Source organism: Streptomyces sp. NPDC087440 (assembly GCF_044744005.1).
Classification (GTDB): Bacteria; Actinomycetota; Actinomycetes; order Streptomycetales; family Streptomycetaceae; genus Streptomyces.
Window position 1 is genome coordinate 294,820 of record NZ_JBIUXN010000001.1, and the last position, 24,893, is coordinate 319,712.

The 24,893-nt window shown below is 74.8% G+C and carries 13 protein-coding genes; 3 read left to right on the plus strand and 10 right to left on the minus strand.

Features of this window, described 5'->3' with window-relative positions:
- Positions 1-107 precede the first annotated feature (107 nt).
- Positions 108-1,751: a GMC family oxidoreductase gene (locus ACIO3O_RS01185; protein ID WP_401740380.1), complete on the plus strand. Its 1,644-nt coding sequence runs from the start codon at positions 108-110 to the stop codon at positions 1,749-1,751.
- Here the strand turns inward: ACIO3O_RS01185 and ACIO3O_RS01190 are convergent.
- Genes ACIO3O_RS01190 through ACIO3O_RS01210 form a run of 5 tightly spaced genes read right to left on the minus strand, consistent with a single transcriptional unit; the run spans position 1,708 to position 15,963 of the window.
- Positions 1,708-4,023, minus strand: coding sequence for a hypothetical protein (locus ACIO3O_RS01190; RefSeq protein WP_401740383.1), 2,316 nt, complete (start codon positions 4,021-4,023; stop codon positions 1,708-1,710). The genes ACIO3O_RS01185 and ACIO3O_RS01190 overlap by 44 nt on opposite strands.
- Positions 4,020-8,126: a DUF5682 family protein gene (locus tag ACIO3O_RS01195; protein WP_401740385.1), complete on the minus strand. Its 4,107-nt coding sequence runs from the start codon at positions 8,124-8,126 to the stop codon at positions 4,020-4,022. The genes ACIO3O_RS01190 and ACIO3O_RS01195 overlap by 4 nt, the downstream gene beginning before the upstream one ends.
- 3 nt (positions 8,127-8,129) lie before the next feature.
- Positions 8,130-9,329, minus strand: a complete 1,200-nt coding sequence (locus ACIO3O_RS01200; protein ID WP_401740387.1) for an AAA family ATPase — start codon at positions 9,327-9,329, stop codon at positions 8,130-8,132.
- Positions 9,326-15,106 carry a hypothetical protein gene (locus ACIO3O_RS01205; RefSeq protein WP_401740390.1) on the minus strand — a complete coding sequence of 1,927 codons (5,781 nt, stop codon included), beginning with the start codon at positions 15,104-15,106 and terminating at the stop codon, positions 9,326-9,328. The genes ACIO3O_RS01200 and ACIO3O_RS01205 overlap by 4 nt, the downstream gene beginning before the upstream one ends.
- Entirely contained in the window at positions 15,103-15,963 is an 861-nt protein-coding gene (locus tag ACIO3O_RS01210) for a DUF4132 domain-containing protein (RefSeq protein ID WP_401740393.1), read from the minus strand. The genes ACIO3O_RS01205 and ACIO3O_RS01210 overlap by 4 nt, the downstream gene beginning before the upstream one ends.
- Before the next feature lie 605 nt (positions 15,964-16,568).
- On the opposite strand from ACIO3O_RS01210, the gene ACIO3O_RS01215 reads away from it, so the two are divergent.
- Positions 16,569-17,501 (plus strand): hypothetical protein, encoded by a 933-nt coding sequence (locus ACIO3O_RS01215; RefSeq protein WP_401740396.1) that lies wholly within the window; start codon positions 16,569-16,571, stop codon positions 17,499-17,501.
- An 87-nt stretch (positions 17,502-17,588) separates the two neighbouring features.
- Here ACIO3O_RS01215 and ACIO3O_RS01220 read toward each other — a convergent pair whose 3' ends face one another.
- The 4 genes from ACIO3O_RS01220 to ACIO3O_RS01235 form a co-directional block, all read right to left on the minus strand.
- On the minus strand, positions 17,589-18,251 hold the full coding sequence (locus ACIO3O_RS01220; protein WP_401740398.1) for a response regulator: 663 nt from the start codon (positions 18,249-18,251) through the stop codon (positions 17,589-17,591).
- Positions 18,239-19,495, minus strand: a complete 1,257-nt coding sequence (locus tag ACIO3O_RS01225; protein ID WP_401740400.1) for a sensor histidine kinase — start codon at positions 19,493-19,495, stop codon at positions 18,239-18,241. The genes ACIO3O_RS01220 and ACIO3O_RS01225 overlap by 13 nt, the downstream gene beginning before the upstream one ends.
- A 327-nt stretch (positions 19,496-19,822) precedes the next feature.
- Positions 19,823-20,404, minus strand: a complete 582-nt coding sequence (locus ACIO3O_RS01230) for a suppressor of fused domain protein (protein ID WP_401740403.1) — start codon at positions 20,402-20,404, stop codon at positions 19,823-19,825.
- A 7-nt stretch (positions 20,405-20,411) separates the two neighbouring features.
- Positions 20,412-21,887, minus strand: a complete 1,476-nt coding sequence (locus ACIO3O_RS01235) for a hypothetical protein (RefSeq protein WP_401740406.1) — start codon at positions 21,885-21,887, stop codon at positions 20,412-20,414.
- 231 nt (positions 21,888-22,118) lie between these two features.
- On the opposite strand from ACIO3O_RS01235, the gene ACIO3O_RS01240 reads away from it, so the two are divergent.
- Positions 22,119-23,438 carry a hypothetical protein gene (locus ACIO3O_RS01240; RefSeq protein ID WP_401740409.1) on the plus strand — a complete coding sequence of 440 codons (1,320 nt, stop codon included), beginning with the start codon at positions 22,119-22,121 and terminating at the stop codon, positions 23,436-23,438.
- On the opposite strand, the gene ACIO3O_RS01245 is transcribed toward ACIO3O_RS01240, so the two are convergent.
- Entirely contained in the window at positions 23,372-24,862 is a 1,491-nt protein-coding gene (locus tag ACIO3O_RS01245) for a carboxylesterase/lipase family protein (protein ID WP_401740412.1), read from the minus strand. The genes ACIO3O_RS01240 and ACIO3O_RS01245 overlap by 67 nt on opposite strands.
- Between the last annotated feature and the right edge of the window lie 31 nt (positions 24,863-24,893).

Below are 24,893 nucleotides of genomic sequence, written 5' to 3' on the forward strand. Positions count from 1 at the left end.
TGTCGTCGTCCGTGCGTGCGGGCCCGGTACGTCCGTGCGTGCGGGCCCGGTACGGGGCCTTGTCATGCACCTTGTTCCTTCGGCCGCCGCATGCTTCACTGCGCCGCGTGACTGACACACCATCAGCTGATGAGGCCGACTACATCGTCGTGGGCGCGGGCAGCGCCGGTTGCATCGTCGCGCGCAGGCTCGCGGACACCGGGGCCAGCGTGCTGCTGGTGGAGGCGGGGGCGGCCCGGTTGGAGCGGTCCCGGCTGATCCGGGTGCCGGGGATGATCTCGGTGATGCACTCCGTTCCGCAGGTCAAGAAGCGGTTCGACTGGGGGTACTACACCGTTCCGCAGGAGCACGCGGCCGGGCGGCGCATCCCCGTCACGCGGGGCAAGCTCCTCGGCGGGTCGAGTGCGATCAACGGCATGCTCTTCGTGCGCGGTCACCGCCGTAATTACGACGACTGGGCCGCCGCGGGCTGCACCGGGTGGGGGTACGAGGACGTCCTGCCCGCGTACCGGCGCATGGAGGACTGGGAGGGCGGCGCCAGCGACGTCCGGGGTGCCGGAGGGCCCGTGGCGGTCACCCGGCAGAGCGGCCTCACCCCGGCCTCCCACGCCATGGTCGACGCCCTCGGCGAGTCCCTGGGGACACCGCGCAACGACGACTACAACGGCCGGGAACAGACCGGCGTCGGCGTCGTCCAGATGAGCGCGCGCAAGGGGGTGCGGTTCAGCGCCTCGCACGCCTATCTGGGTGTCGACCGGCCGCCTGGCCTGCGGATACGTTCCGCGGCCACGGTCACGCGGGTGGTGCTGGAGGGTGGCAGGGCCGTGGGTGTGGAGGTCGCCGAGGGCGGCCGTCGGCAGGTGCTGCGGGCCGGGCGCGAGGTCGTGCTGTCGGCCGGGGTGGTGGGCTCGGCGCAGCTGTTGCTGCTGTCGGGGGTGGGGCCCGCCGAGCAGTTGCGCTCGCACGGCATCGACGTCGTCGCCGACCTGCCGGTCGGGCAGAACCTGCACGACCATCTCTTCGTACCGATGACGTTCCTCGCGCCGAGCGCCCGACACCGGGGTACGGCCGGGCACTTCTTCGCCGGGATGCTCGCGGAGACACTGCGGGGCGGCAGTTGGCTGGGACGTACCGTCTTCGAGGCGATGGCCTTCGTACGCACCGAGGGGGCCGGGACGCCCGCGGACCAGCCCGACCTGCAGGTGCACGCGCTGCCCTGGTCGTATCCGAGCCCGAACCAGGACGCACCGGTGCGGCACGCCGTGGACGCGCGGCCGGCGCTGACCGTGATGCCGACGCTCATCTACCCCAAGAGCCGGGGCGAGTTGCGGCTGGCCTCGGCCGATCCCACGGCCGCCCCGCTGATCGACCCCGGGTATCTGTCCGACGGGGACGACGCGCGGTTCCTGGTGGCCGGGATGAAGCTCGTACGGGAGGTCATGGCGCACAAGCGCCTGGTCGAGGTCGTCACCGGCGAACTGCATCCCGGCCCGGCGCTCGCCGACGAGGCGGCGTTGGCGCGTGAGCTGCCGCAGCGCGTCCACTCCGTCTACCACCCGGTGGGGACGTGCCGGATGGGCGGTGCCGAGGATCGTGCTGCGGTCGTCGATCCGGAGTTGCGGGTGCGGGGCGTGGAGGGGCTGCGGGTCGCGGATGCTTCGGTGATGCCGACCATCACCGGGGGCAATACGAATGCTCCGGCCATGCTCATCGGGGAGCGGTGTGCGGAGTTGATGGTGGGGGCGGGCTGACGGTCGTAGCAACGTCTTCGGGTGTTGGGTGCCAGCTTGTCGCGCACAGGGATTCGGCGACCGCGGCCGTGTAGCGGGCCGCAGTGAGCCACTGGATGGTGAAGCCGTCGGTGTCGGCGGGCAGGAGGCGGCCGAAGTGGTCGCGCTCGCGCGGGGCCGCCGATGCGCACAGTGCGGTGAGGAGTCCGGCGGCCGTGGGGAGGCCCGCGCGACGGATGCGGGCCGCGTCCGTCCGGGTGGCGGCGGCGTCGAGCATGCCGAGGGCGGCGCGGCCCGCCAGCACCGCTTGTTCGACTCGGCGCTCCAGGAGGTACGGGGTCCCGCCGGACGGTGACGGTTGGGGTGGCGCAGCGTGTACCGGGGTGGCCGGGGCGGGAAGGTCCGCTCGGCCCAGGCGGTCGAGGCCGAGGTCGATCGTGCCGTCGCCGGTGGGGTGTGAGCAGGCGAGGAGGGTGAGTCGGGGGTGGGGGGCGGGTGCCAGGCGGCCGATGATCCTCAGGCGGGTGCCCGGTGCTGCGGCCAGGAGGTTCAGGTTGTCGCGGTGGGCCAGGGCGGGCTCGTCGGAAGCGACGGTGAGGCGGACGGTCGGGCCGGCCGCGCACTGGGCGAGCAGGCAGGTGCCGCCCGACTCCCTTACCGGGCCCAGGAGTTCGACGTCCAGGAAGAGCAGGTCGCTGCTGCTGGTGGTGGTGTCCGGGTGCGCGGAGGCGGAGGTGAACCGCAGGGCGCGGGCGGCCTGTTCGGACGGTGGGGTCTCCCAGAGGGCGGCGAGCGGTGGCTGCGTCCAGGTCGTGCCGCGGGCGGCGACGGCCTTGACGCCCTTCCCGGCGCCCAGCCTGCCGTCCGGCGAGACCGTCGCGGCCGAAACCGCCAGGCCTGCCCGGCCCAGCTCCCGGTGGGTGAGCGCGGTGTCCCCCAGGCGCACGGCCCGGTCGGCGACGCCCAGGGCGCGTCCGGCGCCGCCGGGGGCCACGTCGCCGACCGTGAACAGGCGGCCGTCCGTTCCGGCGACCCAGGTGCGGACGCCGCCGTGTCCGGAGTCGGTGATCACGGGTTCCGTGAACAGGCCGTACAGGCGCAGTGATCCGTCCGGGCTGTACGGGCGGCGCGCCTGGCCCCGGGCGGCTGCCAGGTCCGGCCCGGCCGCCGTCCGCACCCGGTGTGCGGTTTCCAGGAGTTGGGCGAGGGCCGTGACGAGGTCGGCGGTGCGGTAGGCCGGGTCTCCGGTGCGGGCGGCGCGCAGCAGCGTGACGACGGACAGCGCGGCGGCCGCGGCGCGGGGAAGCTGTCGGAGGCGGGCGGTGTGCGCGACGCGGAGGAGCGCCGACTGGGTGACGGCACCGGCCCCGTCGACACCGGACTCCAGCACGGCGGCGGCCGCGGCCCAGAGGGCATCGGCCGCGGCACGTTCGGCCTCGGTGGCGGTGGAGGTAGGGGCGGGCTCCGCGGCGGGGCCTGTGGCCGGATGAGGTTCGCTGGTCGTACGGGTGGACCTCGCGGCGAGGCCCGGTGCGGGGGCCGTGGCGGGCCCGAAGGCTGGCTCGCGGGCAGGGCCCGAGGCGGGGTCGGGTTCGCGGTGCGTACGAGTGGGCTTGGCCGCAGGGTCCGGCGCGGGATCGGCAGCGAGGCCCGTGGCGGCGTCAGGAACCGGCTCTGGGGCGAAACCCGAGGCAGGATCAGGTGTGCCGTGCGCACGAGTGGGCCTTGCGGCGGGGTCCGGCGCGGGGGCGGGGACGCAGCCCGATGCGGAGTCGGGGCCCGGTTCCGGAGCGAGGCCCGGGGTGCGGTCGGGTTGCCGGGGAGTGCGGGTGGGGTCCGGCGCGGAAGCAGCGGCAGGGGGCGTGGCCGTGCCGGGGACCGGCTGCGGGGCGAGGGCCGGGTCGGGGGCCGGGTCGGGGGCGAAGGACATGCCGGTGGGTTGCGCGGCGGGGGCGGGATCGTGGGGTGCGGGGGCGGGATCGTCGGCCGGGGGCGGGGGCTGGTCTGCCACCGGGGCCGCGCAGGCGGCGGCTGCGCGGTGGACGCAGGCCGGGGCGAGGAGGCAGCCGCAGGTGAGGGCGTCGACCGTGGTCACCGCGCCGCCCGGGGCGTACAGGCGCAGCTCGGTGTCGTCGTCGACGGCGATCGTGAACGTGTCCCCGTCGCGGTGGATCGGGCGGGCGGCGAGTTTGGTGACGGCCGCGTCCAGGCGCTTGCGCAGGCGGGGGGAGAGGTTCTCCACCAGTGTGGCCGTGACCTCCGGCGCGACGGGTGGCAGCGGGGTGCTGGTCATGCGGTCTTCTCCCCAATCCAGCGGGCGAGTTCGAGTGGGCTGAGGGCGGCCACGGGCATCCCGGCGGCCACGAGTTGACCCGCGACGCCCGTCGAGTAGCGGGGGCGGCCCGCGTCGTCGAGGCTCGCGCAGCCGAGGACGTGGCAGCCGGTGGCCACCAGGGCGCGCACCTCGGCCAGCAGCCCGCCGAGCGGCGCGCCCTCCTCGAAGTCGCTGATGACGACGACGAGGGTGCGGCTGGGCACCGCGACCAGGCGGCGCGCGTGCCGCAGTCCGGCGGCGATGTGCGTGCCGCCGCCGACGCTCACCTCCAGCAGGAGGGAGAGGGGGTCGTGCACATGGCCGGTGAGGTCGACGACCTCGGTGGAGAAGGCCAGGAAGTGGGTGCTGAGGGTGGGCACCCCGGCGAGCACGGATGCGGTCAGCGCGGACCAGATCGTGGACGCCTCCATGGAGCCGGAGACGTCGGTGACCAGGATCAGCCGCCAGTCCGCCGACCGGCGTCCGCGGCTGCGGAACACCGGCTTCTCCGGGATCACTTGTACCGTTCCGTCGGCCGTCCGGCGGGCGGTGGCGAGGTTGGCGCGCAGGGTGCGCGGCAGGTCGAGCCGGCCGCCGGGGCGGCGGGTGGGCCGGGCGAGCATCGTGCCGGTGAGGGCGGGGCGCAGCCGGGTGGCGAGTTGCCGGGTCAGTTCGTCGACGAGGTGGCGGACCAGGGGGCGGAGGGCCGCGAGGCGGGCTTCGGGGAGGCCTCCGGCGTACCGCAGAACCGTACGGAGCAGGTCCACGGAGGGGGCGACGGCCATCGGGTCGAGTGCGGTGAGGACGTCCTGGCGGCCTGTCGCGGCCGCGGCGGCGAGGACTTCCTCGCGGACGCCGGGGCCGAACAGGGCGGCCAGTTCCTCGGACCACTCGCGGACACCGGGGAACGACGGCTCCCGGCCGCCGCGCCGCCCGGAGGCCGCATCGGGCAGACCCGCACGGGCCCCCTCGCCGCGTCCCGTGCCGTACAGCTCGTCCAATGCGGTCGCCAGGCGGTCGGCGCCGGACGGCAGCCGGTCGGGCCGTCTGCCGAGGACGAGCCGCCAGCGGTCGGCGGGGGCGAGGGTCTTGTTCGGGGTGGTTGCGCTCGGGTGGCCGGGGGGTGCGGGGAGGCGGTCGTCGTACGTGGGGGACGGTACGGGCAGGCCGAGGCCGGCCAGGAGGTCACGGGCGGCGAGGTCGGCGGCCGTACGGCGGGCCAGTTCGGCGGGGTCGACCGCGTCGCCGGTGTCCACGTGTTCGCCCAGCCGGTCCTCGACGGTGTCCAGGAGGCGGTCGCGGGCGGCCGGGCTCAGCGTGTCGAAGCCGCCGCGCAGGGCGGGCAGGCGAGCCAGGAACGCGGTGTCGTCCAGTTCGACGACCCGGTGCAGCAACGGGTCCAGGGCGCCGACCGCGACGGTCAACAGCGGGCCCGCGGCCGTCAGGAGGCCGGTGAGGCGGGCGGTGAGCGCGGCCCGCGAGGAGCTGTCGACGGCGCCGTCCACCCAGGAGGCGACGCGCCCGCCGAAGGCCGCCGCCTCCTCGTGGCCCGTGAGGACCCGAACCGCTCCGGCGGCCGCGGCGATCAGCGGGGTGCCGTCGACGGCCAGCCGGGCGAGGGCGTCGGCGAGCCGGATGCCACCCAACCGGTCGGCGCGCTGGGCCAGTTCGAGCAGGGCGCGGGCATCGCCGGGCTCCTCGGAACCGGTCAGCCCGTCGACCTGACGGACCGCGGCCGAGGTCAGGAGCTCGACGGCGTGCGCGGTGCGGGTGGTGGGCGTGGCCACACCGTGGGACGCGGCCAGACCTTTGGACGCGCCCGGGCCGGTGGGCGTGCCCGGACCGGCGGGCGTGCCCAGACCGGCGAGCGTGCCCGGACCGGCGGGCGTGCCCAGACCGCCGGGCGCGGCGGAACCGGCGGGCGCGGCGGAACCGGTAGGCACGACCGACCCGTCGGAGGCAGCCGCATCGGTGGACGAGGCCGGACCGTTGGGCGTGCCCGGACCGGTAGGCGCGGCCGACCCGTCGGAGGCAGCCGCATCGGTGGACGCGGCCGGACCGTTGGGCGTGGCCACATCGTTGGACGTGGCCAGACCATCGGGTGCAGCCAGATCGGTGGGTGCGCCCGGACTGGTGGGCACGGCCACACCATGGGGCGCGGCCGGACCATCGAGTGCGGCCAGGCCGTCAGGCGTCGATGGGCGGTCGGACGCCGTGAGTGCGGGCAGGTGGCCGGCGGCGATGCGGTCCAGCAGGTCGAGTCCGGTGAGGAGTTCGGGAAGGGTGGCGCTCGCGGGGAGTACGGTCGCGAGTTCCGTCAGGCGTTCGTCGGCCAGGGTGGGGAGCCCGCACTCGGCGGCCGCCGTGAGGCCGCGGACGACCTGGGCGGCCGTCGGGCCGCCCTCCGCGCGCTCGGCCGCGTGCCGCTGCCGCAGCACGCCCTCGGCCGCCTGGGCCGGGGTGACGCCGCGGGCTCCGGCCGCCGTGAGCATCGCAGCCGTCGCCGGGGTCCACCGCACCTGCCAACGCGTCGTGAGGCCTTCGGTGCCCGCCGCACCGGTGACTGCCTGCTCCTGCGCGTAGGGGATGCCGCACAACGTCAGCCTGCGCAGCAGCAGTTCCCGGCGCCGGTCGAGGGAGGAGCGTGCCGGGTCGAGGCGCAGGTCGCGTGGGGTTTTTGCGTACGCGTCCTGCGGGCCGGGGAGGGAGAGTGCCGCCGTCTCGGCCTCGACGGCGGGGGCCAGGCCGCTGCGCGGAGCGGCGGGCGTGGGTCGTCCCGTACGGCCGCCGACGAGTACCTGCTCCAGGGCTCGGGCCACGGCGCGGCCCGTGCCGTAGGTCTCGCCGCGTCCCAGCACCGTCTGGACGGCTTCGAGGAGTTCGCCCCGGCCGGGGGCAGGCAGGTCGCGCAGGCGGGCGAGGTCACCGGCCATGCGGACGACCTCGCGGGCGTCCTCCGGGCCGTAGGGGTGGCCCTGTTCGCGCAGGGCGGCGCAGATGCGGACCGCAGTGCCGATCAGCGCCTCGTGCAGCGCGTCCGGGTCCCCGGCGGCGTCCAGGACGGTGTGCTGCCACTCCGGGTCGCGGATCCCGGCGGGGTAGCCGGACCGGGAGTCGAGCAGGGGGTAGGCGTACGGAACCAGGGAGACCGTGCATCCGGCCGGGCCGATGCCGTCCGCCCGGGGCCCGTGCGGCGGGTTCGGAATCTCGGGCGGGTCGGATGCGTACGGTACGGAGTCGGCGGATGCATACGGTACGGAGTCGGCGGCGGGCAGCAGTGCCGGGGTGTGGAAGGCGCCCACGACCACGGCGGGCCGCCGCCCGTTCGCCAGGGCTTTGGCGACGTGTCGGCGCATGCAGGCCTCGCGGGCCAGGTCCGTGCCCTGCACACCGCCGCTCGACTCGGCCTCGTGACGCAGCGCCCAGCCGGTGAGCAGGGCGGCGCGGCGGAGTGCCTCGGGTGTCGAACCGGGTGCGCGGGCCTCCACCAGCCGGTCCCAGAGGTCGTCGCCGTCCCGGCCGGTGAGCCGGGAGTGGAGTGCGGCGGAGAGGGGGTGTGCCTCCGCCGGGGCGGGGGTGTCGGCTTCGCCCCGCGCCCAGGCCCGGTCGGCGAGGGGGAGGTCGCAGGCGACGGCCGGGACCCCGTTGCGTGCCGCCCAGCGCAGGGCGACCAGTTCCGGGGAGAAGTCCGCGAACGGGTAGAAGGCCGGGCCCCGTTCGTCCGTCGAGCCGGTGCGAGGTCCGTCGGCGGGTACGGCGGCCAGTGCCACCGGGGCCTCGGTCTCCTCGTGGGCGAGCCAGCCCAGCCAGGGCTGGAACTCGGCGGGCAGTTCGACGAGGAGGACGTCGGGTGCCGCCGCGTCCAGCAGTGCCGGGAGGGCGGCGGCCAGCGAGGGCGCGTGGTGGCGGACGCCGATCAGGAACGGCGCTCCGGGCCCGGCCGCCGCGAGGGCCTCCGCGGCGGCTTCCGGGGTGACGGGCCCGGCCACCGGAGGCTGCTGGGCAGGGGCGGCCGACGTATCCGTGACGGACGGCGGCCCGGTCGTGGCCCGCTGCGGTGCTGGGGTGGCTGGCGTGGTCATGGGTCAGTTCTCCAGTACCGCGCGCAGGTCCCACAGGGCGCGCCAGGTGGCCGAGCCCTGCTCCGCGCGGCGGCGTACCGGGCCGTCCCAGTAGCCCAGCAGGCGTGCCGCGTCGGCGGGGTCGTCCTTGCGGACGACGCCCAGCAGGTGGCCGGGCAGGAGGGAGAGCACGTCCCGGTCGCCGGGGAAGTAGGCGGCGGCCAGGCCCAGGGAACCCGCGACGGAGACGGCTTCGGCGGTGCTCATGACCGTGGAGGGGCGTTCGACTTCCCAGCCCTCCACGGAGCGGCCCTCGCGCAGGTCCCGGAAGGCGGTGACGAGGGCTTCGAGGATCGCGTCGTCCACCTGGTAGGCGGCGCCGACGCGTTCGACGGCGGCCTGCGACTGGCGGCGGACGAGTGCGGTCTCGGCGTCCACGTCGCCGATGGGGCCGACGGTTTCGAAGTTGAAGCGGCGTTTGAGTGCGGCGGACATCTCCGAGACGCCCTTGTCCCGCAGGTTGGCGGTGGCGATGAGGGTGAAGCCGGGGGCGGCGTGCACCTGCGCGCCCTCGCCGCCCGCGAGTTCGGGGACCGCGATCCGCCGCTCGGAGAGGAGCGAGACGAGGGCGTCCTGGACCTCCGGGAGGCAGCGGGTGACCTCCTCGACGCGGGCGACGGCGCCCCGGGTCATGGCGGTGAGGACCGGAGAGGGCACCAGGGCCTGTCGGGAGGGGCCCTGGGCGAGCAGGAGGGCGTAGTTCCAGCCGTACTTGAGCTGGTCCTCGGTGGTGCCCGCGGTGCCCTGCACGGTGAGCGCGCTGGTTCCGCAGACCGCCGCCGAGAGCAGTTCGGAGAGCATGGACTTGGCGGTGCCGGGCTCGCCCACGAGGAGCAGGCCGCGCTCTCCGGCGAGGGTGACCACGCACCGTTCGACCAGGGCGCGTTCGCCGACGAACTTCTGCTCGATCACCAGGCGGCGCGGTGTGCCGGTGGCGGGCCGGGCACCCTTCGGCAGGGCCAGTGCCTCGCCCGCGCTGCCCGTCACGAACGTGACGACGGCACGCGGTGTGAGCAGCCAGCCGGGCGGCCGGGGGCCCGTGTCGTGGGCGGCGAGGAAGGCCAGCTCGGTGGCGTACCGGTCCTCGGGCAGGGTGACCTGGCGGTGTTCCCGGGCGGGGGCGTCGGTCGCCGGGTGCGGGGTGGTCGTGGTGTCGTTCGTCATCGGCGGCGGCCCTTCCGGGGTGTGCGGGTGTCCAGTTCTTCGAAGGCGGGGGCGTCGCCGCCGCGCACCCGTGCCCAGGCGGCTGCGTACAGCGCGGGCACGGAGAGGTGGGGCAGGGTCCGGGCGGAGCCCGCCACGGGGTACAGGCCTTCCTTCCAGGTCTCCAACGGCAGCCCGGGGGCGCTGCGTTCGAGCCAGCCGCAGGGCAGGAACAGGGTGCGGCCCGCACGGGAGCGCTTGGCTTCCACGACGAGGTCGGTGGCGGCGAGTTCCGCCCGGGCCTTCTTGATGCGGGCGGGCTTCCATCCGGTCCAGCGCACGCAGTTGCGGTCCGTCGGGTCGGGCAGGGCGAGCAGCATCAGGTAGAGGGCGGCGGCGTCCGCGCTCAGGCCGAGGGTGTCGGCGGCCTCGGTCACCAGGTCGGGCACCGTACGGGTCGGGTCCTGGGCCGGGTGGTGCGGGGAGCCGTCGGGGGCGCCGGCCGAGACCAGCGCGTCCGCCTCCTGGCCCAGCAGGGTGCGCAGGGCGAACAGGTCACCGATGGAGTGGGGGCCGACGGTGCCTTCGACCAGGCCGAACGCCGGGTCGTCGGGGCCCGCCAGGTGGGCCGGGCGGATCAGCAGCCGCTCGTAGTCACCGTGCGCGGGGGCCAGGAGCAGCGCCGTACCGGCCCGGACCAGGCCGTCTGCGTCCGCCCCTCCGGTCTCCGGGAGGCCGTGGGCGGCACGGATCGGCGGGCCGATCGAACTCCCCGACTCCGTCCGGTCCAGGCCGAGTTCCAGCACCAGGCGCGGGTCGGCCAGACGCTCGCGCAGGACGGCGAGACCGACGGGCAGGTGGGCCCGCAGGGGGTGCCCGTACGGCAGCGTGTGGGCGAGGGTGCGCAGGGCGGTCAGGGCTCTGCTGAGCGCGCCGCGTGCTTCCACCCGGCGCAGCTTCGGGCGGCCGGTGCCGTCGGGAACGTCGGTGCCGTGCGTGAGCCAGCTCCGGGCGGGCGCGTTGAGAATCAGGTCGACGGCGTCCGCGGTGGCGCCCGTCAGGTCGAGGTCCAGTTCCTCGGGGATTCGGACGAGGGAGGCCAGGCGTTCCTGCCAGACCTCGGCGGCGGCCCGGACGTCGGGCCCGGTGGACCAGAGTTCGGCCGGGTCCTCGGGCAGCAGTGCCCGGAGCAGGGCGTGCCGGTCGGCGCGGGGCAGGGCGCCCAGGCTGTTCTGTGCGGTCTCGAAGGCACGGGTCTTCGTCCCGAGGAGGGCGAGCGCCTCGGGGCCGGGGTCCTCGACGGCCGCCGACAGCAGCGCGGTGGACTGGAGGGGTCCGATGCCGGTGGCCGTGTGGAACGCCTCGGCGGCTTCCGGCCGCCAGGGCGCCGGGCCCTGCTCCCGTACGAGGGCGACGAGCCGGGTGAGCCGGTCGCGGGCGATGCCCTGTGCGGGTACGTGCTCGTGGTCGAGGGTGAAGCCGGGGACGGGGCCGAAGGCGCCGGTCGGGTCGTGGTCGAGGGCGAGCCAGCGTGCCGCGTCGCGGCGGGTGTTCGTGCCCCGCTCGGCGATGATCACGACGGTACGGGTGCCTCGGCGCAGTACCTGGCCGAGGCGGGGCACGGCCTCCTGCCAGCCTGATGCCGCTGTCGCGGCCGCGAAGGGCTCGACGAGTTCCACCTGCCGGACCGTGCCCGCCGGGTCGGCGAGCGGGCCTGCGGCCAGGGTTTCCAGCAGTACGAGGAGAGCGGTGCGGTGCTCCGGCGCGATGGCCTGCGAGGCGGCCCGGTAGGCCAGTTGGGGCAGCTTGTCGAGGAGAGAGGTCCAGGTCTGGGAGTCGCCGGGCACGGTGCCCTCGTCGCGCTGCCAGCCGTCGACGGCGTTGAACGGGGCCTTGGTCGGTACGGGCGGGCCGAACGCGCTCTCGCCGCCGAGGACGTGGTGGACGGCGAGGATCTGCCGGATCGTGGTCCAGCGACTCCCCGCCCCCCACCAACTGCCGTGCAGCCGTTCGGAGTTCCAGGCGGTGGCGGCGCGCAGGGTGGCGTCGTCGGCGTGTTCGGGCTCGTGGTCGAAGAACATGCCCTGGGTGCGTGCGGTGTCGCGGGGGGTGGCCTGCTGTGCGGGCTTCGGCGGTTCCAGGTAGCGGGCGACGGCGGCAGCGCGCTCCACCGCGTTCCTGACGAGCGCGGTGACGCCCGCGCGGAGCTGTGCGTCGGACACCTCGGGCAGCATCCGGGCGACGACGTCCTCGCTCATCTCCTGCGCGGAGGGCCCGGTGTACTCCTGGACGGCCCGGAACGCCTCCCCGTGCCGGGCGACCGCGGCGGCGACCTCGGTGAGCAGGTCCGCCGCCCGGGCGTCCGTGAGCCTGCGCAGTGCGGCGGAGCCGTGCTCGTCCCTCGGGCGCAGGGCGTGCCAGTAGGCGACCGGGGGCACGTAGGGGGTGCCCGCCGCGTCGTTGCCGCCGCGGGAGTCGGTGGTGACGGACCACAGGGTGCCGCCGGTGCCGTCCGGGTGCGCCGAGTGCGCTTCCACCGACCGATTGGCGAGGGTCACGACCGGGTGTGAGCCACCGGGCAGGGCGAGAGCGCCCAGCGGCATCCGGAGGCTGCCGTCGGGCAGCGGGTGCGGCAGGGAGACCGTGCGGCCGTCGGGGGTGCCCGCGGCGATCCGGTGCCCGTCGGCGGGTGCGGCCGTGCCGGGCTCGGTGACCGTACGGCGCACCCAGCGGCCCAGGACGGTGCCGTCGGTGCCGAACGGGGTGTTCTCCAGGCCGGGTTGGAGGGGCAGCACCTGGCAGTGCTCGGCGAGCAGCCGGGTGCCGTCGTGGACGCCGGAGCGGAGGAAGGCGGGGAGGGAGGCGCGGCCGTGGGTGCCGGTGGCCGGGTCGTACTCCAGCCACACTCGCCGCGTTCCCTGGTGGCCCTCCCGCCAGAAGCCGGTGCCGTCGGAGATGACGGCGCGCTCGGGCGGGAGGGTGGTGTCGCCCGCGTGGAGGGCCTTGCCTCCGGTGGCGCGGCCGCCGCCGGACAGCGGCAGGCAGATCTCGTCGGAGGTGCCCCAGCGGGCGAGCTGCTCGCCGCCGACGGTGAAGACCTCGGCGGGGCGGTGCGACCAGTAGCCGCGCTGCTTGCCGTCCTCCCACCAGATGACCAGCAGCTCCCCGTCGACGTAACGGAACGCGTGCGTACGCCAGTGGTCGACGGTGGCGGGGACCCGCAGGGTGTGGCGCAGCAGCACGCCGTCCGGGCCGACGACGACGGCCCGCTCCAGAGTGCTCAGGATGAGCGCGGGCCAGGCGCCGGTGACGCCGACGCCCTCCGACCTGTGGTGCCGTGGCAGCGCGGCATTGGCCGTGGCGGCCTCGGCGGCCAGTTCGGCGTAGGTCGCGTCGAGCGCGGGCCAGCCGAGTTCGTCGAGGACGCCGGTGCGCAGGGTGGCGGCGAGCAGCGGCACGACGTCGTGGTCCGCGAGGAGGCGTACGGCCTCGGGGGCGACGTCCGCGGCCACCGGACGGAACGCGGAGATCCGGTGGAGCGCGGTGCGCAGCCCGGGAAGTCCTCGTGCGGCCGTGTACTCCTGGGCGCGTGCGGTGAGCCACTCCCGGAGGAGTTCCGCGAGCACCGGGTGGGCCGCCAGGTTCGCCAGGCCCGCTGCGTCCGAGCGTCGGCCGCGTCGCCCGTCGAGCCTGCCGATGTTCTGGCTCAGCAGTGCGCGGAAGACGGGGTGTGCGGCGACGGCGGTGAGGTCGCGTGCGCCGGGGGTGGTGTCGGTGAGCCAGGCGTCGACCGCGATGACCGGCGGCTGCACGGTGTTGTCCGTGTCGTGCTCGTCCGGTTCGGCGACGGGGATGCCCGAGGTCAGGCAGAGGTCGAGCAGGTCCAGGTCGGCGTTGCGCTGCCAGCGGCCCTGGAACAGTTCGACGGGCCGGCCGTCGGTGCACAGCCGGTCCGCCATCCTGGCGGTCAGGTCGAGGGTCTGCGGGTTGCGGTCCGCGACGGCCCGGTTGCGGCGGCGGTGGGACTCCCAGCGGGCGAGCCAGTCCGCCGGGGAGACGGCGGCGGTGGCCTCGTCCGGGACGGCGGTCAGGAGGTCGGCCGCGCCGCTCTCGGCCAGCAGCGCGAGCCACTCGGCCTCGCCGTCCGGGTCCCGGCCGCTCTCGCTGAAGGTGTCGGGGAAGAAGCCGAGGAGCCGGACCCGTACGGTCTCGTCCTGCTGGGCGAGGGCGACGAGGGCACCTCGGTAGGCCGCCCAGAACGAGGCGGGGGCGCGGACGACTCCCGGAGAGCCGATCAGGTCGGCCACCAGCTCGCGTTCGGCGTCCGCGCGGTCCAGCCCGGCGGCCCTGACGAGCGCGCGCACGTCCTGCGGCAGCGCCGCGTACGGCGGCATCCCGGCCGCGCAGCGCTCGACCAGCAGGCGGCGGAACTGCGCCCAGGCTGCTGCCGGTTCGAGCCGGGCCGCCAGGTCGCGTACGTACTGGCGCAGTGCCTTGACGGTCAGTGCGCCCGCGAAGGCGAACTCCAGGAACACCGCCCGCTGCCGGTCCTCGTCCACGGCCAGCCCGTGCACCCGCTCGGCCTCGCGGGCCTTGCCGAAGAAGGAGGCGGCGTAGCTGGTGTTCTCGGCCTGGAGGAAGAGGCGTGCCACCTGTTCGTAGTAGGTGGGCAGGAAGTGGGGCACGGCGCGGCCGAGGCGGGTGCCGAGGGCGTCGAAGCCCTCCTTGGCGGCTCCGGCGCGGGTGGCGGCCTGGCGGCCGAGCCGCTCGATGTCCTTGACCAGGGCCAGGGCGTGGTGCCCGTTGGCCGGGTCGTTGACCAGGGCCCAGGCCGGGAAGCCCAGCGTCTCGCGGCGCACCTGGCCGACGACGGGGGCCTCGGCGGTCCGGGCCAGCCCGAGGAACTCCAGGGCCAGGTCTTCGGCCTCACCGAGGGTGCCGGGCACGAGCCGGACGACGGGTCGGTCACCGAGGGCGGTGTGCGCGTAGGTGCGGGCGGTGAGCGCGTCGGCGTCGTCGCGGTCGGTGGTTCGGGCGGGAAGAATCGCACCGGCGTCCAACAGGGCGGCCGCGCGGGCCTGCGGGACGGGAGCGTCGGCGTCCGGCGGGGCGGCCGCGCAGGCCTGCGGGACGGGAGCGTCGGCGTCCGGCGGGGCTGTGGCGGGGGCGTTTCCGCGCGGAACGTTCCCGTGCGGGGCCTGGGCGGGGAGGGACACTCCGCCCGTCGCCGCGGGGGTGCTCGCCGCCGTGGCGGTGGGGGTGCTCGCCGCCGTGGCGGTGGGGGTGCTCGCGGGGATGCTCGCCGCCGTGCCCGTGGGAACGCTCGCCGCCGTGCCCGTGGAGATGCTCGCGGTCGCGCCCTTGGGGACGCTCACCGCCGTGCCCGTGGGGGTGCTCCCGGTCGTGCTCGTGGAGATGCCCGCGGTCGTGGCCGTGGGGACGCTCGCCGCCGTGGCGGTGGGGGTGCTCCCGGTCGTGCCCGTGGGGATGCTCGCGGTCGCGCCCGTAGGAACGCTCGCGGTCGCGCCCGTGGGAACGCTCACCGCCAGGCCCGTGGGGGTGCTCCCGGTCGTGCTTGTGGAGATGCTCACGGTCGCGCCCGTGGGAACGCTCGCGGTCGTGGCCGTGGGGACGCTCGCTGCCATGCCCGTGGGAACGCTCGCCGTCGCGCCCGTGGGGGTGCTCGTCGCCGCAGCCGCAGGCGTGCCCGCCGCCACGCTCGTGGCGGGATTCGCCACCGCGCCCGCAGGCATGCCCGCCACCGCGCCCGTAGCCGTATTCGTCGTCGTGCTGCTCATGCCGCCCGCTCCTCGTCCTCGACATCGCGGCCCGCGTAGAGCGCCGCTGCCATGCGCATGCCCTCGGACCACGCGACGGGGCCGACCTCGGCGGCCGTCAGCGCGCGCCCCGCGGGGTCGGTCCAGCCCAGCGGGCCCGTCTCGGTGTCGTACTCGCTGTATCCGTCGTTCTCGCCGATCCAGATGCGCGCCTCGACGGTCCGGCCGCCCTCGACCACCGGGCAGACCGCGTATCCGCCGCGCGACCGGTATCCGAGCTGGGTGACACGGCCGTGCAGGAAGCGCAGTTGCTTGAACACGCCGCCCGCGTAGGTGTCCACCGACGTGGCGTCCCGGGCGAGGCCGGGCGGACGCCGCCACACCTCGCGGAACAGCTGCTCGACACCCTGCCCCACCCCCAACTCGACCGCGAATTCCCGCAGTTCGTCCAGGTCGTCGAGGAGGACCGGGTGGGGGACGCTGACGATGTCCGGGGTGATGCGGACCGTGTCGCCGTCCAGGTCGACGAGGCCGAGGCCCCGGTCGGGGTCGACGTCGCGCAGGAATCCGGCGACGCCGCCGTCCGCGCCGCAGACCACCACGTCCCGCAGGGCCGCCCGCCAGGCCGGGTCGGGCCAGACCCGGGCGAGCACGGCCGTGGGTACGGGCAGCGAACGCACCATCCACTGCTCCACGTCGGCCAGGCACCGCCGTTCGTGCCGCTCCAGCCACTCGGTCAGCTGCCTCAGTCCGACCACCGCCGGATCGTCCTTCAGCTTGGCCGGGACGGATTTCAGCCGTCGGCCCTTCCCGTTGCGGCAGACCACCTTGCCCGCCTCCAGGGCGACTTCGTAGTCGCCTGCCGTGACCCACCCCATGCGCCGCTCTCCCCGTCGCTCCCTGACGGCCGCCGAACCGGCGGCACGCTGATGAAACCCCGTCTTCGGCAACGCACCGTGACGAGTGAGAACGACTGTAGGTGGCCCCACTGACAATGAGTTCGAGCCCCTCCCCCAGCCCGCCCTGGTCCTCGCGTTCGGGGTGCGCCGAGAGCGTTGCGCGTGCAGGGCGAGCGCGGCCGGCAGAGCGGCGCCGCACGGGAGGACGAACGCGTCGAAGGCGGCTTCGGCGGGGTGGTCCGTGCCGGGACCTCGCCGCGCACCTGCGCGACCTGGTCGAGGCTGCACCGGACCGGGAAGCGGTCACCGACTCGCCGACTCCCCGACTCACCGATCCCGCTGCTGCGCCTGCGCCACGGCCCGCCCACGGCGGACGGCGCCGACCGCGCATCCGTGAATCGCCTCAACGCGCGCGTCCTGCACGGCGTCTCGCGTGTCCATCGGGAACATCCACACCACCGAACCACACCACCGAGGCCGACATCACCTCCCGCCGGGCCGCGCTGCGGGAGGCGGCCGAGCGCGCCGTCGACTGAGTACGCGTACTCATGTGCCGGGGAGCACCGGCTGACAGGCTCCCCGGCATGGCAAGTGGCGCACGTGGCGGCAGAGGAGCGCTGACGGCCCTCCATCTCGTCCTGGTCTGGGCGGCGATGGCGGCCGTGACACCCGCGTTCGGCTTCGGGCTGCTGGTGTCGGGCTGGGGAGGCGGGGCCGGTGCGGCGGTGCTGCTCGCCGCGCTGGGGCTGCCGGTGCTGGTGGGCCTGCTGGCCGTGACCGCCCTGCCGGTGCGGGCCGTGGTGCCCCTGTGCGGCTCCCGGCGGGGGCGGCTGGGCTGGGCCGTGCTGGTCTTCCTGCTCGGTACGTCGGGGGTGCTGGCCGGTGTGGCCGCGTACAGCGAGCAGGTCGACCTGGGAAGCGCCGGTACCCGTATCGCGCTGGCGGGTGTGCCGTACGCCCTGGTCGCGGCGTTCTTCGTGCCGGGCCCGTGGGTGCGGCTGGGCGCGGTGGCCGTACTGGCGGCCGGGGTGGCCTACGGGGGCTTCATCGGCCCGGAACAGGCGCGCCGGCACCAGCACGAGGCGGAGGTCGCGCGCTACCGGGAGCGGCCGGAGCTGCTGGTGCTGGGCACCGCGCCGCCGGGCATGCAGGTGCGGCGTGCCGTGGTCGGCCCGGCCCATTTCAGCGTCGAGTACGGTCCGGTCCGGCGCGGGCAGGAGACGGGGTACGTGGGTCTCGGCGTACGACCGGTGATCACGTCGGCGTTCCAGTGCCCGGAGTTCGTGGAGAAGGACGTGACGTGCGCCGTGGACGTGCGCGGCGAGATGCGCACGGTCCGCAGCTTTCCCGGCGGCGAACGCTCCGTCACCCTCGGCCGCCGCCACGGGGGCGTGGAGGTCGAAGTGAGCAGTCAGAGCCTGGGCGAACCGGGGCTGCGTCGCCTCCTGGACACGCTGCACCCGCTGTCGGACGTGGAGTTGGAGAGGCTGATGCAGGAGAAGACGATCAGCCACTGACCGTGCGCCCCCGGGCCGAGGTGCCCAGGTGTCGTCTGTCGTCGCCTTGGCCGAGGTGCCCAGGTGTCGTCGCCTCGGCGGAGGAGCTCAGGTGTTGTCGCCCCGCAGGTGGGCGAGGACGGCCAGGACGCGGCGGTTGCCCTCGGTCGGGTCGAGGTCCAGCTTCATGAAGATGTTGCTGGAGTGTTTGACGACCGAGGCCTCGGTGACGTGCAGCCGGTGGGCGACGGTCTGGTTGTTGAAGCCCTCGGCCATCAGCGCGAGCACCTCGCGCTCGCGCGGGGTCAGTCGGCTCAGCGGCCGGTCCGCCGTCTGCTGGGCCAGGAGCAGGCGTACGACTTCGGGGTCGATCACGGTCTGTCCTGCGGCGACCCTGCGCAGCGCGTCCATGAAGTCCGTGACCTCGCCGACCCGGTCCTTGAGCAGGTAGCCGAGCCCGCCGGCCCCCGGGCTGCTGCCGCTGAGCAGTTGGGTGGCGTAGGCGGTGGCGACGTACTGGGAGAGGACCAGTACGGGCAAGTACTCGTGGCGGGTGCGGAGTTGCAGGGCCGCTTCGAGGCCTTCGTTCTGGAAGTCGGGGGGCATGCGGACGTCGGTGATCACGACGTCGGGGGTGTGTTCGTCGACCGCGCGGGCCAGCGCGGGGGCGTCGCCCACGGCCGCGACGACCTGGTGGCCGCTGCGGTGGAGGAGTTCGACGAGGCCTGCGCGGAGCAGCACGGCGTCCTCTGCCAGGACTACTCGGAGCACGGGACCTCCACCCGGATCGCGGTCGGACCGCCGACCGGGCTGGACACCAGCAGGCGGCCCCGCAGGATCGCCAGGCGGTCCGCGAGCCCGGACAGACCGGTGCCCCGGGCGGGATCGGCTCCGCCCCCGCCATTGTCGGTGACCAGGAGGGTGAGCCGGTCCGATTCCAGTCGGCCGGTGATGGTGATCTTGCTCGCACCGCTGTGCTTGGTGGCGTTGGTCAGCGCCTCCGTCACCGTGAAGTACGCCGTCGTCTCCACCAGCGCGGGCAGTCTGCGCGGCAGGGCGATGTCGACGGTGACCTCCAGGGGGGTGCGCAGGGCGACTTCCGCCACGGCCGCGGCCAGGCCGTGGTCGGTGAGCACCTGGGGGTGGATTCCCCGTACCAGGTCGCGCAGTTGGTCCAGTGCGCGCCGTGCCTCGCCCCGGCCGCGGGCGATCAGGGCGGCGCCCTCGGGGCTGACGTCGGCGACCTCCAGCTCGGCGAGGCCCAAGGTCATGGTCAGGGCGACCAGTTGCTGCTGGGCTCCGTCGTGCAGGTCGCGCTCGATGCGGCGACGCTCCGCCTCGAAGGCGTCCGCGAGCCGTGCACGGGAGCGGGTCAGCTCGACGACTTGCCGGTACGTCTCGTCCTCGCGCGGCGCCAGCAGGTGCCAGGCGATCCGCACCTGCGCCACGGTCAGCCAGCCGGAGGCGTACGCGGACAGCACCACGCCGACGAGTCCCACGAGGGTGAACGGGAGGGCCGCCGGCGGGTGGGGGACGGCCTGCCCCGGAATCACCATCACCGCCTCGGGCGCCAGCGCCCACACCACCACGGGTGTCGCGACGAGGAGGACGGAGAACGCCAGCAGGACGACCAGCCCGAGCCCGGCTCCGGCGAAGACCACCGCCAGCAGGGCCGCGTATCCGAGTTCACGCCAGGTCGCACGCTCGGTGCACAGGTGGCGGAGCCGTCGCCGGCCCGTGACCCCGGCTGCCGGCTCATGGGGGCTGGTCACCGGCATCGCCGCGACGAGCCGCAGTCGGCGGCGCTCCACCGCGGCGACGGGCACCCCCGCCAGTGCGGCACAGCCGAGCAGCAGCAGTCCGACCCCCACCACCGAGAGCACCACCCCGAGCGCGGTCAACAGCACGAGCCCCACCAGGACGCCGCTGCCGAAGAGGGCGCCGGTCAGCAGGTGGGCCCAGCAGCGCAGGGGCCACCGGGAGAGGAGGAAGTCCCGGGGGCGGCGGGTCAGCACCTCACGTAGGGCGGTGTCGGGACTGAGGGGCCCGCCGAGCCCACCGGACCCGTTCGACCCCCTAGCGGACGGCATCGCGGCCGGCCCCCTAGCGGACGGCATTGCGGCCGGCTCCCTCGCAGCCGGCTCCCTCGCGGACGGCATCGCGGCTGGCTCCCTCGCGGACGGCATCGCGGCCGGCTCCCTCGCGCAGGGCATGTCGCGCCTTTCCTGCCGCGCCGAGCTTCCCGGGCACGGACCGTCCAGGGCGTTCGACCGCCCGCACATGTGATCGTTTCCCCATCACCCTAGTGCCCGCTTTGCGCCCTGTCGGTAGGGAAAACCCCCCTACGGACTCACCGATGCCCGGAAGGGGTCCGTGGGATTGATCTCCGCCTCGTCGAAGAGCCGTTCCAACGCCTCATGGCCCCGGCGCCTGCGGAACTCGATTTCGGCCGCCGTCACCGGCAGGGTCCACAGGATGCGCGCGTCTCCCCCCGGCAGCGGACAGTGCTCAAGGTCGGGTCCGTGGAGGTAGGGCAGGCTGATCAGCAGGTGGTCGCAGGTCGAGCCGGGCACCCATGGTTCGCCGATCGGCATGCTGTGCTCCAGATCGAGCTGGTGCCCTCCGCAGTGGGAGGAGGCGATCATGGCCATGAGGTCGATGAACCGCCGGTCACGGACGTGGGCCGTCATGACGAACTCGAGGCCGTGACCGCCCTGCTCCGTGGCGGCCCAGCATCCGGCGGTCACATAGGCCCAACTGTCGCTGCGCGGACCGGGTCCCACGACGAGGACCCTCAGGTCGGACCCGGCCTCGCACCGGTTCGGCCCGAGGGCGCGGACCACGACCTCCACGGAATGCCCCGCGAAGAACGCCCGGACATGTGCCTCGACGGCCTCCGCGGCCACCACCCTCGCATCGCTCACCGCGCGATCATGCCAGACCTCCGTCGACCGGCCCGGCCGAGCCGGTGGACCGGCTGCCCTCAAGGGCCTCCCCGAGGGTGGCGATGCCGAAGGCCAGGTCCGTGTAGAAGGTCTGGTGGAGGTCGAAGTCGCGCGTCATGTCCACGTAGTAGCCGTCCGGCAGGGTCGACTCGGCGCGGGAGAGGTCGCCGTTGAGGTGGTCGAGCTGGAGGAGTATCCGGTGGGTGTCGCTCAGGGACTGCGTGAGGGCATCGGCGAGCGAGCCGCCGGGTGCGTCGGCGAGTGAGCCGCCGGGTGCCGCCGGGGAGGGGCCGCGTAGTGCTCCCAGCGCCGCCCGCACCGCCGCGCGCCGGAACTCGGCCAAGGCGCAGGAGGCTTCGATGCCGTCGTAGGCGACTTCGCACGTCCACGGGTCGTCCCGGGCGACGCCGCTCGCGAGGAAGCCGATCCGACGCGGGACGGTGAGGCCGTCCTTCACCGCGTCGAACATCGGCGCGGCGAGCGCGGCGTCCTGCGCCAGCGCGACCGCGAAGGCGTGGGCGTCCTCCCTCGGGAACTCCTCCCTGGTGGCCCGCATCCCGGACCTCTCGGCGTCCCGCCGGAACCGCTCCACCTGAAGGGCCAGCACCGCTCCGAGCCGTACGGCTGCCAGCCCGGCCACGGGAAGCCCGACGAGCGCGGCCGCGCGGACGTGCGCGTCGCGCCGGGCGAGGTCGGCCGCGTACGCCCGTACCCCGGACGGCGCGGGCTCGGCGAAGGAGTGCAGCACGGGTGCGCCGAAGGGCGGCACGGGGAGGGACGGGCCGAGGTTCCACAGGGAGAACACGGGGGCGGACGGGACGGCGGAGGCGTTCACCTCGTCCAGCCCGGCCCGCAGGTCGAGTACGGGGTCCAGCGCGGCCGTCAGCTCGGCCAGCAGGCGGGCGAACCCGGCGTCCGCCTCCCCCGAACGCCCCGTCGCCGCTTCGAGCAGTTCGCCGACGTGACGCAGGGTGCGGTGCACCTTCGGCATCGACAGGCCCAGCTCGTACCCGATCGCACCCGGCGCGCACCCCGCCAACCGGAAGGCGGTGACGGCGAGTTGACGTTCATTCAGATTGCTGAGCGGGGCAAGTGCCAGCACTGTGCGGGCCTGCACCAGGGCGTCGGTGCTGCCCTTGCCCAGAAGCGCGGACGTCTCCCCGCCCGCCGGGCCCACCACTGCGCAGCCGCCGCCGATCGTCATCCGGCACGTCCACGACCGCAGCGCCTGCGCGGTCACCACGGGGGTCAGGGCGTCCTTCACCGTCCCGGCCGCACGGGCGTCCAGGACGTCCAGCCAGCGGCGGGCCACGGTCATCGCGTCCTGAGCGAGGCGCGCCGCCTCCACCAGGTCCTTGCCGCGCAGCAGCGACAGGGCGACGAGCGGCCCCGCATGCGCCCGGTAGTAGTCCCCGAACCCGACACCGCTCTCGGACATCGTCTCTGCCGGATCTGTCGTCATCGCCCAACTCACCTGCGTTTCCCGCTACTTGACCTTGGCGTGGGAGTTCAAGGTAGAGGTTCGACACGGGGCGGCGCGAGTGCTGCGCCCGGTGAACACGGTCGGGGAAACCCGACCACCGACCCTCGACCTACCTGTCATGACCTCACCCCCGTGCGCGGCTGCAATGGAGGGGTGTCCCCTTCACAGGTTGGTACTTCACAGGTTCGTACTTCACGGGTTGGTACGTTCATGGCCGCGCTCCCCCTCCGGTTCGAGCGCGCCGTCCCGCCCCGGCCGTTCGGCGCGCTCGCCGGGAGGCGTGGGGTGTGGGTCGTCGGGTGGCTGGCGGCGGCTGCCTGCGCGGCCGCCCTCGCCCTGTTCGCGGGACCTCTGCCCCATCGCGTCTGGGGGCGAAGCGCCGCCGTCGGCTATCTGGGCGCGGCCTTCTTCGCCTGTACGTTGCCGAGGCCGCGGGCCCGTGCGCTGTCCCTCGCGTGCGCGGTGGCCGGGGGTGTCGTGGGCCCCTTCCTCCACTTGACGCTCACCGGGCAGGCGCAGAGCGAGGTGCGGGTGGTGGAGCGTTCCGCGGCGCTGCTGCTGGGCACCGGATCGCCCTACCTCGCCGCCCCCGAGACCGTCACGGACTACAACCCCTACCTCCCGGGGATGGCGCTGTTCGGTGTCCCCCGGGTGCTGCTCGGGGACGGCGACGCCCTGGCCCGCATCCTGGGCGATGCCCGGCTGTGGTGCGCGCTGGCGTTCGTGGTCTGTCTGGTCGCCGGATGCGTGGCGGTGCGGCGAGGCGGTCTGCGGAGGCGGCTCAACTCTCCCTCTCAGCAAGGTGGTTGGGCACCCTACGGCTGGTTGGCTATTCTGGTCTCGTCGCCTCTGGTGGCGCTTCCGGCGGCCGTGAGCGGGGTGGATCTGCCGCTGGCCGGGCTGTGCTGCCTGGGGATCGCCCTCGCGGCCCGGGGGCGGGGCGGCGGGGCGGCCCTGGTGCTGGCGGGTGCCTGCGCGTTGAAGTGGACCGCCCTACCGGCCGTCGCCGTGGTGGGTGCCCTGCTCGCGTTCCGGTGGGGCGGCCGGGTCCTCGCGCGGTACGTGTGGGTGTGGCTGGCCGGGACCGCCGCGCTGGTGCTGCCGTTCGCCGTCCTGGCGGCCGGTCCTCTGGTGGACCAGGTGTTCGCGTTTCCCACCGGGCGGGCCGCCGTCGCGACTCCGGCCGCCAGTCCGCTGCCGGGCCGACTCCTCGCGGATCTGGGCCCGTTGGGGTGGTACGCGGCCGTCGGCTTGCTGGTGTGCGGCGGGGCGGCGGTCGCGCTCTCCCTCGTCCTGCGCCCGCCTGCCGATGTCGTGGCGGCAGCGGACCGGCTGGCGTTCGGCCTGTGCGTCGCCTTCTCATTCGCACCGGCCGCGCGCTTCGGCTACTTCACGCTGCCGCTGATCCTCGTGGTGTGGGCGCGTGCCGCCGCAGGGCCTCCGGTGCGGGCTGCCCTGCCCCCTCACGAAAGGTCGAAGGGGGCAGGGGGACCGCCTTCCCAGATCCGGCGGGAGGCCTGTTCGGGGTAGGGCAGCGTCTTCGACTCGGTGTCCAGGAGGCGGGTGAGGTGCTCGCCGGGCCGGTGGGCGGGCCAGCCCGCGTCGCCGGTGGTGACGAAGCGTACCCAGGCCTCCCGGAGCTCGCGGGAGAGCGCGACGGCCTCGGGGGGAGGCTCCTCGCCGAGGAGTTGGGTGCCGACGGGACTGTCCGGCGTACCGAACGCCAAGGGCAGGTCGAGGCTGTGGCAGGCGCCCAGGATGCCGCCGAGGACCGGGGCGACCCAGCACAGTTCTAAGAGGTACGAGGTGCCCCCCGCTGCGGCGTTCGCCTCGGCCAGCTTCTGGGACGGCATGCGGAACAGGGCGTCGGAGTACACCGTCTCCACCAGTTCCTCCGGTCCCGCCTGCGGGAACGCGGCACGGTAGGCCCGCGCGCCGTCCGGTTGCGGGGCGAGCAGTTCCAGGGCCGCGTCGGCGTCCTCCTTGGTGAAGGTGCCGTACCGTCCGCTCACAACGCTGAAGTACCGGAACTCGTCCCGCGCGTGGCCGACCAGCAGTTCGGCCCCGGGCGCGCGGCCGCCGGTCAGCGCCGACCAGGGCGCTTCCGGGAGGACCTCGCCGTCGACGACGGGGCACAGCGCGGTGCCGGTCTCGGTGAGACGGCCCCAGCTGTCCCGGTGCGCGTGGAGACCGGCGTTGAAGGAGGTGAGCTCGGCGGCCAGGTGCCACGGGTCGATGTCGCGCAGGGCCTCGGCGGTGGGGGCCGCCGCGCCGAGCCGGTCGGCGAACGCGGCGGTGACCTGCCGTGCCAGCGCGGGGGTGCTGTACAGCCCCGGCACCGAATGGGCGATGGCCCGCCGGAACAGGCCATGCGCGGACTCCATCGTCAGCAGGGCGGCGACCGAGCCCGCCCCGGCGGACAGCCCGCCCACGGTGACCCGGCCGGGGTCGCCCCCGAAGGCGGCGATGTTGCGCTGCACCCACTCCAGCGCCGCGATCTGGTCGAGGAACCCCCGGTTGGGCGGCGCGTCGTCGAGGAACGCGAAACCCTCCGCGCCCACCCGGCAGTTGACGGTCACCACGACGACTCCCGCTTCGGCCAGTGCCGCCGGATCGTACATCGGGTCGCTCGACGCCGCCGAGAGGTAGCCGCCCACGGGAAGCCACACCAGCACCGGCAGTCCCGCGGCGCCGGGATCGGGAGTGCCGACGTTGAGCGTCAGCCAGTCGGTGCCCTGCGGAGGCACGTCGATGGGCAGGGACAGCGGCACCACGGGGCCGAACTCGACCGCCTGCCTCGTCCCCTCCCAGCGGTGCGGCGGCGCGGGCGCGGCGAAGCGGAGCGCTCCGACCGGGGGCCGGGCGTAGGGGATGCCGCGGAACACCGCGTGCCCCTGCCGCCGAAGGCCCTGCACCACGCCTTCCGTGGTCCGTACCTTTGGCTGTTCGGACATGACGCTTCCTTCCTTTGCGGGCCCGGGACGA

Excerpts from the sequence above, each read along its gene's own strand:
- ACIO3O_RS01190 (WP_401740383.1), bottom strand. The coding sequence starts at position 4,023 with ATGACCAGCACCCCGCTGCCACCCGTCGCGCCGGAGGTCACGGCCACA.
- ACIO3O_RS01195 (WP_401740385.1), bottom strand. The coding sequence starts at position 8,126 with ATGACCACGCCAGCCACCCCAGCACCGCAGCGGGCCACGACCGGGCCG.
- ACIO3O_RS01200 (WP_401740387.1), bottom strand. The coding sequence starts at position 9,329 with ATGACGAACGACACCACGACCACCCCGCACCCGGCGACCGACGCCCCC.
- ACIO3O_RS01205 (WP_401740390.1), bottom strand. The coding sequence starts at position 15,106 with ATGAGCAGCACGACGACGAATACGGCTACGGGCGCGGTGGCGGGCATG.
- ACIO3O_RS01210 (WP_401740393.1), bottom strand. The coding sequence starts at position 15,963 with ATGGGGTGGGTCACGGCAGGCGACTACGAAGTCGCCCTGGAGGCGGGC.
- ACIO3O_RS01215 (WP_401740396.1), top strand. The coding sequence starts at position 16,569 with ATGGCAAGTGGCGCACGTGGCGGCAGAGGAGCGCTGACGGCCCTCCAT.
- ACIO3O_RS01235 (WP_401740406.1), bottom strand. The coding sequence starts at position 21,887 with ATGACGACAGATCCGGCAGAGACGATGTCCGAGAGCGGTGTCGGGTTC.
- ACIO3O_RS01240 (WP_401740409.1), top strand. The coding sequence starts at position 22,119 with ATGGCCGCGCTCCCCCTCCGGTTCGAGCGCGCCGTCCCGCCCCGGCCG.
- ACIO3O_RS01245 (WP_401740412.1), bottom strand. The coding sequence starts at position 24,862 with ATGTCCGAACAGCCAAAGGTACGGACCACGGAAGGCGTGGTGCAGGGC.